General features: G+C 64.4%; 11 protein-coding genes, 1 tRNA gene and 3 pseudogenes. 11 read left to right on the forward strand and 4 right to left on the reverse strand.

The window, feature by feature from the left end; genetic code table 11:
• The first annotated feature begins 179 nt into the window (after nucleotides 1–179).
• From XI04_RS21760 to XI04_RS21775, 4 genes and pseudogenes are all read left to right on the forward strand, one after another.
• Nucleotides 180–719 (forward strand): TRAP transporter small permease subunit, encoded by a 540-nt coding sequence (locus tag XI04_RS21760; RefSeq protein WP_028141427.1) that lies wholly within the window; start codon nucleotides 180–182, stop codon nucleotides 717–719.
• Nucleotides 716–2,320 carry a TRAP transporter large permease gene (locus tag XI04_RS21765; RefSeq protein ID WP_038948762.1) on the forward strand — a complete coding sequence of 535 codons (1,605 nt, stop codon included), beginning with the start codon at nucleotides 716–718 and terminating at the stop codon, nucleotides 2,318–2,320. Before XI04_RS21760 ends, XI04_RS21765 begins: the two co-directional genes overlap by 4 nt.
• Before the next feature lie 188 nt (nucleotides 2,321–2,508).
• Nucleotides 2,509–2,718 (forward strand): hypothetical protein, encoded by a 210-nt coding sequence (locus tag XI04_RS21770; RefSeq protein WP_028141429.1) that lies wholly within the window; start codon nucleotides 2,509–2,511, stop codon nucleotides 2,716–2,718.
• Between the two features lie 133 nt (nucleotides 2,719–2,851).
• Nucleotides 2,852–3,384 (forward strand): annotated as a pseudogene (locus XI04_RS21775) (REP-associated tyrosine transposase).
• Between the two features lie 157 nt (nucleotides 3,385–3,541).
• On the opposite strand, the gene XI04_RS21780 reads toward XI04_RS21775, so the two are convergent.
• Nucleotides 3,542–4,519, reverse strand: a complete 978-nt coding sequence (locus XI04_RS21780; RefSeq protein WP_271608999.1) for a GlxA family transcriptional regulator — start codon at nucleotides 4,517–4,519, stop codon at nucleotides 3,542–3,544.
• A gap of 153 nt (nucleotides 4,520–4,672) precedes the next feature.
• Here XI04_RS21780 and XI04_RS21785 point away from each other — a divergent pair, with 153 nt between their 5' ends.
• The 4 genes from XI04_RS21785 to XI04_RS21800 all read left to right on the forward strand — a co-directional run bounded on the left by XI04_RS21785 (nucleotide 4,673) and on the right by XI04_RS21800 (nucleotide 8,506).
• Nucleotides 4,673–4,930, forward strand: a complete 258-nt coding sequence (locus tag XI04_RS21785) for a tautomerase family protein (protein ID WP_271608998.1) — start codon at nucleotides 4,673–4,675, stop codon at nucleotides 4,928–4,930.
• 181 nt (nucleotides 4,931–5,111) lie between these two features.
• A complete protein-coding gene (locus XI04_RS21790) occupies nucleotides 5,112–6,530 on the forward strand; it encodes an NfeD family protein (RefSeq protein WP_038948759.1) in 1,419 nt (472 codons plus the stop codon).
• Nucleotides 6,527–7,288 carry a slipin family protein gene (locus tag XI04_RS21795; RefSeq protein ID WP_018320108.1) on the forward strand — a complete coding sequence of 254 codons (762 nt, stop codon included), beginning with the start codon at nucleotides 6,527–6,529 and terminating at the stop codon, nucleotides 7,286–7,288. Before XI04_RS21790 ends, XI04_RS21795 begins: the two co-directional genes overlap by 4 nt.
• Before the next feature lie 81 nt (nucleotides 7,289–7,369).
• The gene (locus XI04_RS21800; protein ID WP_152102869.1) at nucleotides 7,370–8,506 is read left to right on the forward strand and encodes an asparaginase; all 1,137 of its coding nucleotides are present in this window, start codon (nucleotides 7,370–7,372) and stop codon (nucleotides 8,504–8,506) included.
• Between the two features lie 84 nt (nucleotides 8,507–8,590).
• On the opposite strand, the gene glnA is transcribed toward XI04_RS21800, so the two are convergent.
• Together glnA and XI04_RS21810 are read right to left on the reverse strand one after the other, a co-directional pair.
• Entirely contained in the window at nucleotides 8,591–10,000 is a 1,410-nt protein-coding gene (gene glnA, locus XI04_RS21805) for a type I glutamate--ammonia ligase (protein ID WP_018320110.1), read from the reverse strand.
• A gap of 151 nt (nucleotides 10,001–10,151) precedes the next feature.
• Complete coding sequence (locus tag XI04_RS21810) at nucleotides 10,152–10,490, reverse strand: P-II family nitrogen regulator (RefSeq protein WP_007603495.1); 339 nt, start codon at nucleotides 10,488–10,490, stop codon at nucleotides 10,152–10,154.
• A 381-nt stretch (nucleotides 10,491–10,871) separates the two neighbouring features.
• Between XI04_RS21810 and XI04_RS21815 the strand changes: the two are divergent.
• Both XI04_RS21815 and XI04_RS21820 read left to right on the forward strand, forming a co-directional pair.
• Nucleotides 10,872–11,835: pseudogene (locus tag XI04_RS21815) on the forward strand (NAD(P)H-hydrate epimerase); the annotation flags it as partial.
• 181 nt (nucleotides 11,836–12,016) lie between these two features.
• A pseudogene (locus XI04_RS21820) lies at nucleotides 12,017–12,373 on the forward strand (ADP-dependent NAD(P)H-hydrate dehydratase); the annotation flags it as partial.
• 58 nt (nucleotides 12,374–12,431) lie between these two features.
• Here XI04_RS21820 and XI04_RS21825 read toward each other — a convergent pair.
• Nucleotides 12,432–13,760 (reverse strand): multicopper oxidase family protein, encoded by a 1,329-nt coding sequence (locus XI04_RS21825; protein WP_271608997.1) that lies wholly within the window; start codon nucleotides 13,758–13,760, stop codon nucleotides 12,432–12,434.
• A gap of 154 nt (nucleotides 13,761–13,914) precedes the next feature.
• Here XI04_RS21825 and XI04_RS21830 point away from each other — a divergent pair.
• Nucleotides 13,915–13,999: transfer RNA gene (locus XI04_RS21830), tRNA-Leu, on the forward strand.
• Nucleotides 14,000–14,021: the final 22 nt, after the last annotated feature.

Below are 14,021 nucleotides of genomic sequence, written 5' to 3' on the forward strand. Positions count from 1 at the left end.
GGTGGCCTCGCTTCACGCGGCGGGCGAGACCTGAACGTGTCTTGTCTTGCCCAAAACAAGAACGGGCGGAAGCATCAGGAGGGGAACTAGCTCCCGCGCAGAAATGGAAGGCTGCTGCTGCAGCGCCATGGTCCTGCTCGCCTGGGGGGTAGCACTCAGCGAGCGGGGAAAAGGCATCGATGCGCCCATTGTTGGCGGTAAGTACGGCTATCGACTGGCTGAATGAAAAAGTCGGCAACGTCTGCAACGTTTTGGTGCTCGCGGCCTGCGTGGTCAGCGCTGCAAATGCGATGATCCGTTATGCCTTCAGTTACAGCTCCAACAGCTGGCTCGAGACGCAGTGGTATATGTTCGCCGTCGTCGTGATGTTCGGCTCGTCCTATACTTTCAAGCGTAACGAGCATGTGCGCGTCGAAATCATGTACCTCATGCTTTCCGAGCGCGGCCAGCTGTGGCTCGACCTGATCGGGACATTGGTATTCCTCGTCCCGGCGTGCCTGCTCCTCAGCTACCTCTCATGGGCGATGTTCCACAACTCGTTCATCATCGGCGAAATGTCCAACAATGCCGGCGGCCTCCTCCGGTGGCCGATCAAATTTGTCCTGCCTGCGGGATTCTTCATGCTGGCTTTGCAAGGCGTCTCGGAGGCCATCAAACGCATTGCGGCCTTGCGTGGTGAAGTCACGATCGATGCGAAATACGAGCGGCCGACCCAATGATCACGATTGAAATGATGCCGCCGATGATGTTCGGCGGGCTGGTCCTGGCCATGCTGATCGGATTTCCGGTCGCCTTCACGCTGGCCGCTCTCGGGCTTTCGTTCGGATTTCTCGCGATTCACGAGGGATTTTTCGGGTTCAGCTTCCTCCAGGCCATCCCGGAGCGCATCTACGGCAGCGTTCTGGCCAACGAGCTGCTGCTGGCAATTCCTTTCTTCACGTTCATGGGCTCGATCCTCGAACGATGCGGCCTCGCCGAGGATATGCTGGATTCAATGGGGCAATTGTTCGGCCCCATTCGCGGCGGCCTCGGCTATTCCGTGATCATCGTCGGCTTCATCCTCGGCGCCATCACGGGCACCGTGGCGGCGCAGGTCATCGCGATGGCGCTGATCTCGATGCCGGTGATGATCCGGTACGGCTACAACATGCGCTACATCACCGGCGTGCTCGCAGCCTCCGGCACCATTACCCAGCTGGTGCCTCCGTCGCTGGTTCTGATCGTGCTCGCGGACCAGCTCGGGAAGTCGGTCGGCGATATGTATCTGGGCGCCTGGGGCCCCTCGATCCTCCAGATCGCACTGTTCGCCGGCTACACGTTTGCGCTGAGCGTGATCAAGCCGGGCCACGTTCCGGCCGTGCCCAAGGAAGCAAGGACGCTCACTGGCTGGGCGCTCTGGCGCAAATGCCTTTTGGGCATCATTCCGTCCGCTGTTCTGATCTTCGTGGTGCTCGGCACGATGATGCTGGGGCTCGCCACCCCGACCGAAGCAGGCGCGATGGGCGCCGTCGGCGCGATCGTCCTTGCCGTCATCCATCACAAGGATTTCAGCCTGGCTGGCCGCAAGATATTGCTCGTCGGCGTTGCGGCGGCGGGTGTCGGCACCATCATCGGGATCTACTTCACGCAGAATCTGGCGTTCAAGATCGCCTTCGCGATTGCCTATCTCGCCGTTGCCTGGGTCTGCATCGAGGCGGTCAGGATTCCGGACCTGCGCACCCTGGTCAAGCAGGGCTACGAGACCACGATGCGCATCACCTGCATGGTGACGTTCATCCTGATCGGATCGACCTGCTTCTCGATCGTCTTTCTCGGTTGCAACGGTGGTGTCTGGCTGGAGCACATGCTGACATCGCTGCCGGGCGGGGTCTGGGGATTCCTGATCTTCATGAACCTGTTCATCTTCTTCATCGCCTTCTTCCTCGACTTCTTCGAGATCGCCTTCATCATCATCCCGATGATCGCGCCGATCGCGCAGAAGCTGCTCACTCCCGTCGTCGGGGCGGATGCTGCCTTGATCTGGTTCGGTGTCATGCTCTGCGTCAACATGCAGACCTCCTTCCTGCATCCGCCGTTCGGCTTCGCCTTGTTCTACCTGCGGGGTGTTGCGCCGAAGGAGGTCAAGAGCTCGGACATCTATTGGGGCGCTATGCCCTGGATCGGCCTGCAGGCGATCATGGTTGCGGTCGTCATCGCATTCCCGATCACGGTCACGGGGCTGCTGGATGCTCCCAGGAAGGTGGATCTGGACAAGATCAAGATCGAAATTCCGGACATCGAGCTGCCGCCGCCGCTTGATTTCGGCCAGCCGAAGAATTGAGGAAGTATCTCCGCCCGGGGATTGATCCAAAGATATTGGAGGGCTGCCGGTGACCTGCGAACGCTGCCCTTGCACGGGGAGCGGCGGATCTCGATTGCGACGTCGCAACTGATCAGCAGGCTGGCGGAGTAGACGGTCGCCTCGCGCTGTGGCTAAGTCCGGGCCCAGAGCAGCGAAAGGGGCGCCCGATGCCGTATTTCCCGTCTGGACACGACCGAGACTTCCGCGTCTGCAAGGTGCTTGCCGACCTGTTTTGCGCAATCTTGCTCGGGACCTTTTCCATCGTCTTCTTCGGCTGGGTCGGCGGCATTGTCGCGTTCGTTGTCCTCGAAGTGTGCCTGATCGGGCTCGATTGGCTGATCCCGAGCACGGACGACGCGGCTGGCGTTGTTCGCTAAGGGCAGCGATGAAGCGCAGCGCCACCGTCACGGTCCTTCTCCTGCTCGCATCCTCCGCATTCGCCCAGAGCGGGCCGTAGGGCGGATTAGCCGAAGGCGTAATCCGCCATCTTGTCTTGATTGGGCAGCTTCAATGCCAAACTATCGCCGTGCATTTGTTGCGGGTGGTTGCTGGTTCTTCACGGTCAATCTTCTCGACCGCAAGCAGAGGCTGCTCGTCGAGCACATCGCAGCGCTGCGCGCGGCTGTTGCAGCGACGCGTCGGGACTATGCTTTCGCGATCGATGCGTTTGTCGTTCTTCCGGACCACCTTCATGCAGTCTGGACGCTTCCGGACGGCGATGCCGATTTTTCCATGCGGTGGAGATTGATCAAGACGCGCTTCGCGAAGACCTTGCCGAAGACGGAGCCTTTGACCGCGGTACAGATCGCAGGACGGGAGCGTGGCATATGGCAGAACCGATTCTGGGAGCACCTCATCCGCGACGAAACCGACTACGCACGCCATGTCGAGTATTGTTACATCAATCCCGTGAAGCATGGTTATGTGACCCGCGTGTTGGACTGGCCGCATTCGTCGTTCCACCGAGATGGTCGAGGCGGGCCTGTTTCCTGAGGATTGGGCAGGAGAGCAGCACGGACGGTGACTTTGGCGAACGCGCATGAGCGTCACCAGCAGTCGGCGGATTACGCCTTCGGCTAATCCGCCCTACGTAAACCAATCAGTAGGAATTGCTCCGCCCTGATTTTTGCGGCTCTGATTTGTTCCTTGAGAACGAAGTGGAGTCGGATGCGGAACGAAAGCGGACGGCTCGAAGGCGTCTCACATCGTCCGCTCCATCCGTCGCGCGCGATAGGCCTGCGGTGACATCAAAGTGAGCTTGCGGAACGCCTTGCGAAAGCTGCTCTCGTCTTCATAGCCGGTCGTGCGTGCGATCGCCTTGATCGGCTGTGTCGTCGTCTCCAGCAACGTGCGCGCGTGCTCGACGCGGCGGCGCATGATGAAGGCCTGCGGCGGCTCGTGCGTGAGCTCCTGAAACTTCCGGTTCAGCGTCCGCTCGCTGAGGCCGAGCGCGCCGGCAAGCCGTTTGACCGTCATGGGAGCCTTGCCGGTGCGGCGAACCAGGAGGTCGGCCCTGGTCAGCAGCGGGTCCTGCGAGAGCAGATAGCCGACGGGCATGAAGATCGATTGGGTGCGCTGCGCGGTATCGATGACGACGTAGTCCGCGCATAGTTTTGCGGTCTCCTTGCCCTCGACCAGCTCGATCAGCCTGAGCAGCAGGTCGACCCACGACATCGGGCCAGCTGCGCAGACGATGCGGTCCGCAACCGTGATGACGGCGTCGGCGGCGAGGTCGATGGTGGGATGACGCTGCCGCAGTTCGCCCTGCAGCCACCAGGTGATGGTGGCGCGGCGGTTGTCGAGCAGGCCGGCGCCGGCCAGCAGGAACACGCCGCTGCAGAACGCGCCGATCAGCCGGCCGTTCGCGTGTTGCTGCCGGAGCCAGGCGCCGGCCCGGGCATATTGCGGTTGCAGGCGCTCGGCCGTGACGTGATCGACGAGGTTACCGGGGACGAGGATCGCGTCGAAGCGAGTGCGTTGCCCGATCCCGCCATCGACCACGACCATCCGGCCGCCGCCGGCGCGCACGGATTTGCCGTCGAGCGAAAGCGTCTGCCAGCTGAAGCGGGATTTTGCGCCGCTCTGCTGCATGACGTGATTGGCGAGCGACAGGATGTCGGCGACGCCGGCGATCGCCGAATGCATGCAGCCTTCCAGTGCCAGAATTGCGAGCTTCATGAGACCCCCCGGGGTTGATGCCGCGATCCTATCCGATCGGGTCCGCGGGCGCGTGGCGGAAATTGCCTGATCTCTGTCTTATCCGCCACTGCCTTGCGGAGAGCGCCCGGTCCAATCTGCCGCCGTCGTCACCCGACATGATTGGAGAGAGACATGCCTTACGTCACCATTTCCACCGTCCGCGGCATTCTGGATGCCGCGCAGAAGAAGACGCTGCTCGAACGCGTCACCGACCTCCTCGTCGAGGTCGAAGGGCAGGGCAGCCCGGATTTCCGCCGCAACGTCTGGGTCAGGATCGAGGAGCAGGAGCCCTCGCACTGGTCGCTCGGCGGCATGCAGCTGACAGCTGAGATCATCGCGAGCACGTTCGGCCCGATCGGGACGGACGGGGTGCGGATCGCCCGGCGCTAGCAGCACGGAATGCGTGGGCGGATCAGCTCAAGGCATGGTCCGCCCGCCACCGCCCCGTGCTCAACCGATCTACGGGGCGGTTTCCATTGCATCGCACAATCAGGACAAGGGCCTGCACCAGCACACGGCTGCATTGAGGTTCGAGAGGCGAACACCATATGCTCTGCAAGGGAGCCCTGCCGTGCAGACCATGAAGGCGGCCCTCGTTGCGGCGATTGGCGTCGTGGCTTTGATCTGCTGCCTCCTTCCCAGTTCAGCGGAGGAGAACGGCCGTCTTGCACTGATTGTGTCGATCGACGGAGCCATCGGCCCTGCGTCGGCCAGTTACGTGAAGGAGGCCTTGGCCAAGGCAAGCGAACGGCGCGCCGAGGTCGTGCTTCTGAGAATCAACACGCCCGGCGGCCTCAATACCAGCATGCGCGAGATCATTGCGGATGTGCTGGCCTCGCCCGTGCCCGTCGTCGGTTACGTCGCTCCCTCCGGCGCCCACGCGGCGAGCGCGGGGACCTATATCCTTTATGCGACCCACATCGCGGCGATGGCGCCGGGCACCAATATCGGTGCGGCAACGCCGGTGCAGATTGGCGGACCGCTGCCGGGGCTGCCGGGCGGCACACCGGACAAGGGCGGCAAGGACAAGAAGGACGGCGACCAGCAGAGCGAGAAGGATCAGCCCAGAGATCAGCCCAAGGATGCGATGACGGCAAAGGTGACCAATGACGCGGTTGCTTTCATCCGCAGCCTTGCGGAGCTGCGTGGCCGCAATGTGGACTGGGCGGAGAAAGCGGTCCGTGAGGCCGCCACTCTCTCTGCCAACGGCGCGCTGCAGGCCCACGCCATCGAGCTGGTCGCGCGCGATCAGGCTGAATTGCTGAGGCAGCTCGATGGCCGTGTGGTGGAGGTTGCAGGCGGCAAGACGCAACGCCTCGCGACCAAGGATGCGGTCGTCGAAGCCATCGACCCCGGATGGATATCCCGCTTCCTGGCGGTCATCACCGATCCGAATGTGGCGTTCATTCTCCTGATGGTCGGCATCTACGGCCTGATCTTCGAGTTCATGTCTCCCGGAGCCGTCGCTCCCGGCGTGGTCGGCGCGATCTGCCTGCTGATCGGTCTCTATGCGCTCAATTTGCTGCCGATCAACTATGCCGGCCTTGCCCTGATGCTGGTCGGCATCGTGCTTCTCACCGTCGAAGCCTTCAATCCGACGGTGGTGATCGGTCTCGGGGGCATCATCGCCTTCGTGCTGGGAGCGCTGATGCTCTTCAGGGTCGAGGCGCCCGGCTACCACCTGTCGTGGTGGGTGATCGGCATCACGGCCGCCGTGTTCACCGGCTTTGCTCTGGTCGTGCTTGGTTCGCTTCGGCGTGCCGCCCGGGCTCCGGAACGGGTCGGCGCGCAGGCGATGCGAGGCTTGCCCGCCGAGGTTCTCGACTGGACTGGGAGCGAAGGTCACGTCTTCGCCCATGGCGAGCGCTGGCAGGCGCGTGGCGCCGAAACGTTCAAGCCCGGAGAGACGGTCGAAGTCGCGAACGTCGTCGACCTGACGCTGCTGATACGGCGCGCACCGGCCAGGACCGGTGAGGGAGGTACATCATGATGCTGGAATATCTGACCTATGCGGCGCTTCTGCTGCTCGTCATCATGTTTCTATCCCAGGCCATTCGGATCCTGCGCGAATACGAGCGTGGCGTCATCTTCACGCTCGGCCGTTTTACCGGCGTGAAGGGCCCGGGCCTCATCATCCTCATTCCGGTCGTGCAGCAACTCGTCAAGGTCGACCTCCGCGTGATGGTGCAGGTCGTGCCGCCGCAGGACGTGATTTCGCGGGATAACGTGTCCGTCAAGGTCAACGCCGTTCTGTACTTCCGCATCGTCGACCCCGAACGTGCCATCATCAAGGTCGGTGATTACATGGCCGCCACCAGCCAGCTCGCGCAGACCACGTTGCGCTCGGTGCTCGGCAAGCACGAGCTCGACGAGATGCTGGCCGAGCGCGACAGGTTGAACGCCGACATCCAGGAGATCCTCGACAAGCAGACCGACGTCTGGGGCATCAAGGTGACCGGCATAGAGATCAAGGACGTCGATATCAACGAAACCATGGTGCGCGCGATTGCCAAACAGGCCGAGGCGGAACGGTTGCGGCGCGCCAAGGTGATCAATGCGATGGGCGAGCAGCAGGCTGCCGAAAAGCTCGTCGAGGCCGGCCGGATTCTCGCGCAGGAGCCTCAGGCGATGCAGCTGCGTTACTTCGCGGCCCTGCACGATATCGCGGGCGAACGGTCGTCGACCGTGGTCTTTCCGCTGCCGACGGGCCTGCTCGACCATTTTATGCCGCGGCGGGACAATCCTTAGCGACAGGCAACAGGCTGACCCATCTTCGGCCCCATTGGGCGTATCGAATGTCGATCCCAACTTGAACGGGAGGAGAATTCGATGACGCAGCATGCCGCCAGACCCGCAATCCACCGCCGAAATCGGCCGTCGATCCTCGCCGCTCCGCTGATCGCCCTCGCACTTTGGTCGTGGGGGATCGCCGCGGCGCAGGCCGCCGAATCGGGCAAGGACGCGATGGCTGCCGGCCTGCCGCGCATTCTCGTGCTTGCGACCGGCGGCACCATCGCAGGCCAGGCCGACGCGCGTGCGACCGGCGCCTACAAATCCGGCCAGATCACGGGCGAGCAGCTGATGCAATCGGTGCCGGGCCTGGACAAGCTCGCAAAGCTGAACGCCGAGCAGATCTCGTCGATCGGGTCCCAGGACATGAACGACAAGGTCTGGTTTGCGCTGGCCCGTCGCATCCAGGAGGCCTTCGACAAGAACGAGGCCGATGCGGTCGTCATCACCCATGGCACCGATACGCTCGAGGAGACCGCGTTCTTCCTCGACAACGTGGTGCGCGGCGACAAGCCGGTGGTGATCGTCGGCTCGATGCGGCCGGCGACGGCCGTCAGCGCGGACGGCCCCGGCAATCTCTACGAGGCCGTGCAGGTGGCGGCCGACCCACGGTCGCGCGGGCGCGGAGTGCTGGCGGTGCTGAACGACAAGATTCAGGGCGCACGCTCGGTCACCAAGACCAACACCACCAGCATCGAGACGTTCAGCTCGGCCAATGACGGGCCGGTCGGCTATGTCGACAGCGCCGGCGGCATTCGCTTCATGGCGCAGGCTCAAGGTCTCAAGCGCGCGACCTATCAGCTTCCAGCCGGCGAGCAATTGCCGCGCGTCGCGATCGTGTACTCGCACGCCAACATGGACGCCGTTCCGATCGAGGACGCCATCTCGCACGGCGCAAAGGGCATCGTGCTGGCCGGCGTCGGCGACGGCAACACCTCGAAGCCGGCGCTCGATGCGCTCGAAGCTGCGGCGAAGAAGGGCGTCATCGTGGTTCGCTCGACGCGGGTTCGGTCGGGCTTCGTGACGAGGAACGTCGAGGTCGACGACGACAAGAACGGGTTCGTCGTGTCCGAAGACCTCAATCCGCAGAAGGCGCGGGTGCTCACGCAATTGCTGATCGCGGGCGGCGTGACCGCGCCGGCAGAGCTGCAGAAGGCCTTTACGGCGACGTGGTAGCGGGCAGGTCGTACACCCTACGATTCAAACGAAAAGGCGCTCCTTGCGGAGCGCCTTTTGCTTGTCGGATACCTTCCGGGCCGTTTAGCCCGAATAGTACATCTCGAACTCGACCGGATGCGGGGTCATTTCGAAGCGGGCGACTTCGGTCATCTTCAGCTCGATATAGGCGTCGATGAAGTCGTCGTCGAACACGCCGCCGGCCTTGAGGAAGCCGCGGTCCTTGTCGAGGTTTTCGAGCGCCTCGCGCAAGCTACCGCAGACGGTCGGGATCTGCTTCAGCTCTTCCTTCGGCAGGTCGTAGAGGTCCTTGTCCATCGCCGGACCCGGATCGATCTTGTTCTTGATGCCGTCGAGGCCGGCCATCAGCATCGCGGCGAAGCCGAGATACGGGTTGGCCATCGGATCGGGGAAGCGCACCTCGACGCGCTTGGCCTTCGGCGAAGCGGTGTAGGGGATGCGGCAGGAGGCCGAGCGGTTGCGCGCGGAGTAGGCGAGCAGCACGGGGGCTTCATAGCCCGGGACCAGGCGCTTGTAGGAGTTGGTCGACGGGTTGGTGAAGGCGTTGATCGCCTTGGCGTGCTTGATGATGCCGCCGATGTAGTGCAGGCAGGTCTCCGAGAGGTCGGCGTATTTGTTGCCGGCGAACACCGGCTTGCCGTCCTTCCAGATCGACTGGTGCACGTGCATGCCCGAGCCGTTGTCGCCGAAGATCGGCTTCGGCATGAAGGTGGCGGTCTTGCCGTAGATGTGCGCGACCTGGTGGATGCAGTACTTGTAGATCTGCATGTGGTCGGCCATCAGCGTCAGCGTGTCGAACTTCATGCCGAGTTCGTGCTGGGCGGAAGCGACTTCGTGGTGATGCTTCTCGACCTTGACGCCCATCTTGGCCATGGCGCCCAGCATCTCCGAGCGCATGTCCTGCACCGAGTCCTGCGGCGGGACGGGGAAGTAGCCGCCCTTGGTGCGGATGCGGTGGCCGAGATTGCCGCCTTCATATTCGGTGTCGGAGTTGGTCGGCAGCTCCGAGGAGTCGAGGCGGAAACCGGTCTTGTAGGGCTCGGCCGAATAGCGCACGTCGTCGAACACGAAGAACTCGGCCTCTGGGCCGACGAACACGCTGTCGCCCACGCCCATCGACTTCACCATGGCCTCGGCCTTCTTGGCGATGCCGCGGGGGTCGCGGTTGTAGGGCTCGCCGGTGGTCGGCTCGAGCACGTCGCAGGTGATGACCATGGTGGTCTCGGCGAAGAACGGGTCGATCGTCGCGGTGACCGGATCGGGCATCAGGCACATGTCGGACTCGTTGATCGCCTTCCAGCCGGCGATCGAGGAGCCGTCGAACATCGTTCCTTCGGCGAAGATGTCATCGTCGATCATGCTGACGTCGAACGTCACATGCTGCCACTTGCCGCGCGGATCGGTGAAGCGCAGGTCGACGTACTTGACGTCGTTGTCCTTGATCGATTTCAGGACGTCTTTGGCGGTCTTCATGCATACCCCTTTTGGCTCTGCGGGTCGGTTTCCAGATGAGCAAAATTATTCTCGCTCGGGCGAGTTTTGCGCGACCGCACAAACGAAATCAGGCCGCCGAAGCAGCCTTCTTTCTAGTCGGAGTGTCGCAAAATTCGGGATAGCACCCGGCTCAGATAGCGTCCAGCCCGGATTCGCCGGTTCGGATGCGGATCGCCTCTTCGATGTTGGAGACGAAGATCTTACCATCGCCAATGCGTCCGGTTTGCGCGGCGCGGCGGATCGCGTCGATGGCGCGCTCGACCAGATCGTCGCCGATCACGATCTCGATCTTCACCTTGGGCAGGAAGTCGACGATGTATTCTGCGCCGCGGTAGAGCTCGGCGTGCCCCTTCTGCCGGCCAAAACCCTTGGCTTCGGTGACGGTGATGCCCTGAAGGCCGACTTCCTGAAGCGCTTCCTTCACCTCGTCGAGCTTGAATGGCTTGATGATGGCTTCGATTTTCTTCACTGCGCGCCTCCGGCCTTTCGATCAAATAGCAACGTCTTCGTCAGGATGCGCTTTTCTTAACGCACGATCTTGTCTTCGCTATGCCTGAAACCCTGACCAGTCCGGCAACAACGGCCGGCCACACCCTGATAGATGCCAGTGAGCACGACGAACCGAAGCGGCTTCCTCGAAAGCAGGGTCTATGCCAAGTTGCACATGTCCTGATTGTTGGAGCGTTATCAGCCTTTTAACGAGCATCTCTGAGTAGTGGTGCCGACCTGCACAAAATACCGAAGACTACGAAATAGGCAAACGGTTCAATAAGTGTGCAGATCGATGTTCCCCAGGGTGGGGCGGCGCGGCATGTGCCTGTTGAAAAGGCGTTTGGACCAGGGAAGTGGCATGGAAGTTCTGACCACCGCTGAAATGCAGCGCGCCGACCAGCTCACCATCGCGGCCGGCACGCCCGGTTTCAAGCTGATGCTGAGCGCGGGCCAGGCCGTCGCCGAGGCCGCCCAGGCGCTGGTGGAGGAGGGGCCGATCCTGATCGTGGCCGGCCCCGGCAACAATGGCGGTGACGGTTTTGTCGCAGCCGCCGAGCTCGCCGCGCAGGGGCGGGAGGTCTCGGTCATCCTGATGTGCGAGCGCGACCAGCTCCAGGGCGACGCGGCCTCCGCGGCGCGCGGCTGGAAGCATCCGGTGCTGCCGTTCAATCCACAGGCGATCGGACGCCCAGCGCTGATCATCGATGCGCTGTTCGGCGCAGGCCTCAGCCGTCCCGTCGACGGCGAGGCGCGCGCGATGATCGAGGCGATCAACGCCAACGGCGCCCCGGTGCTCGCGGTCGACCTGCCGAGCGGCATCAACGGCACCAGCGCGGCGGTGATGGGCGCGGCGGTGAACGCCACCGAAACCGTCACCTTCTTCCGCAAGAAACCGGCGCATCTCTTGCTGCCCGGCCGGATGCATTGCGGCCGCGTGCGCGTCGCCGACATTGGCATCGACGCGCAGGTGCTGGACGAGATCGCGCCGCAGACGTTCGAGGACGATCCGGATGTCTGGGGCGCCGCTTTTCCGGTGCCGCGCCTCGATGGCCACAAATACGCGCGGGGGCATGTGCTGGCAGTCTCCGGCGATGCGGCGGCGACCGGCGCTGCGCGGCTCGCCGCGCGCGGCGCGCTGCGGGCAGGGGCGGGCCTTGTGACATTGGCGAGCCCGCGCGATGCGCTCGCGATCAACGCGGCTGCGCTCACGGCCGTCATGGTTCGCCCCGTCGATACCGTCGTCGAGTTCGGCGAGCTGCTCGGCGACAAGCGCTACAACACCTGCATCATCGGCCCCGGCGCGGGCATCGGTGAGCGGGGGGGGGGGGGGGGGGGGGGGGGGGGGGGGGGGGGGGGGGGGGGGGGGGGGGGGGGGGGGGGGGGGGGGGGGGGGGGGGGGGGGGGGGGGGGGGGGGGGGGGGGGGGGGGGGGGGGGGGGGGGGGGGGGGGGGGGGGGGGGGGGGGGGGGGGGGGGGGGGGGGGGGGGGGGGGGGGGGGGGGGGCAACAAGCATCCGGGCCGCTCCAAGCTGGAGCGCGTGCGCGACGCCGCCGAGCGCTCCGGCGCGGTGGTGCTCCTGAAGGGCCCGGACACCACCATTGCCGCCCCCGACGGCCGCGCCACCATCGCCGCCAACGCGCCGCCCTGGCTCGCGACCGCCGGCGCCGGCGACGTGCTCGCCGGCATCATCGCCGGCCTGCTGGCGCAAGGCGTGCCGGCCTTCGAAGCCGCCAGCATCGGCGTCTGGATGCATGGCGAGGCGGGACGAGAAGCCGGGCCGGGCCTGATCGCGGAGGATCTCACCGAGACGCTGCCGGCTGTGCACCGGCGGATCTATGATGCGTTGGGGGTGGAGTACTGAGCTGTTCGCTACGGCGGGTAGGACGGGTAGGGTGCAGCGAAACCGATCTTACAAGAGATCACTCCACCCCATACCACCGCACCAGCCGTGGCGCGGCCCAGTCGGTTGCGACGGATTCGATCAGCCATTGACCGGGGGAGGTGGCCGCGAAGGCGATGCGCTGGGTCTGGCCGGGCTCGATGGCGAGCGTGTCGAGCCAGTACGGCTTCCAGCCGTCGTCGAGCTTGTCGAGCAGGCGGAAGTGGTGGCCATGGAGGTGGAAGACGGTCGTCACCGGGCCTGTGTTCTTGAGGGCCAGCACGACGGTGCGGCCCGCCTTGGCGCGGAGGGCCGGGGCGGAGGATCTGGAGAAGTCGGCACACCGTGCCCATCCAGCGTCGGCTGCGCCGAGCGCGACATCGAACCGCAGGGCGCCTCGGAGATCCAGCTTGTCGGGCAGGTCGTTGGAAGGGAGCGGCTGCGGCGGCAACAGCGGCGCGCGGCGCTCCAGTCTGCCGGAGACCGCAAGCGAGCCGATCCGGTGCGCCTCCTTGCCGTCATGGAGCAGAATCGGGGCCGAGCTGGCCGCATCCACAATGGCATCGGCACGCCCGCCCGGGGCCAGGACCAGAGCACCGTTGCGCGCCGGGAACGGTTCGGCTGGTTGTCCGTCCAGGGCCATCACCCGGACGTCGTGGTTTTCCAATTTGATCGCCAGAACAGCGCGTTGGGAGCCGTTGATGAAGCGCAGCCGCAAACGCTCGCCAGCTGCAGCTGAGAGTTCAAATGAAGTCTGTCCGTTAAGCGTATAGAGCGGCGTCGCGTCTTTTGGTGCCCGTCCCGGGGGGAGTGCGGTGCCGTCCGGCCGCAACCGCCACTCCTCGATCAGCAGGACCTCGTCGCGATCGACCGCGCCAGCGTTTGCCTCCTGCGCGATGACCGGAAGCGGGCGCGCAGGCCGCGTCAGGACGTCCTCGAAGAGGCGGAAGTCCGCCAGCAGGGTTCCCGCGCTTGGTACTGAAATAATTGAGGTTTCGGTCGCGCCCGGCGGAGCGGGCGCGCGCCCGCGCAGCGGGTCGGCCGCGGCCGGGCCATTGAGGCCGTACCAGGCTGGGGCAAGTGGGACAGGCAGGTCGTTGCGAAACACCACCTCGCAGCGGTCGCCGCGCTTGAGACGGACGCTCCCGAGGTGGCTTACGGCGGCCAGCTCCCAGATTGGTGTAGCTGGCTGACCCGGCCTCAGAGCCAGGGTTTGCGGCCTTGCCTGAAGGGAAAGCTGGGCGGTCAGGGCCGGGGCGGCACTGCTGGCGACCAACCCGGCCGCCGAGGCGCCAAGCCCGGTGCCAAGCCCGGCGGCAAGGCCGGCCAAAAGCTCACGTCGGGTCGGGTCGAAGAACCGCGTTTTCATGGGCCGATCCGGACCACGCTACGCTGGATAAGTCCAGCCGTCGTGCCTACGTAAAGCCTGCCTCCATCGGGCCATTTTTTTGCTGCGAACAGTCAGGCACATGTTATAAGCCCGGCCGCCCGCGGCATCGCGGCCGGTCTTGATGCAAATTTACGCGGGCGTGGCGGAACTGGTAGACGCGCTGGATTTAGGTTCCAGTGACGAAAGTTGTGGGGGTTCGAGTCCCTCCGCCCGCACCAAGCGCTTATCGCGTTTGCACGG

Source organism: Bradyrhizobium sp. CCBAU 11430 (genome assembly GCF_028128855.1).
GTDB classification, from domain to species: domain Bacteria; phylum Pseudomonadota; class Alphaproteobacteria; order Rhizobiales; family Xanthobacteraceae; genus Bradyrhizobium; species Bradyrhizobium ottawaense.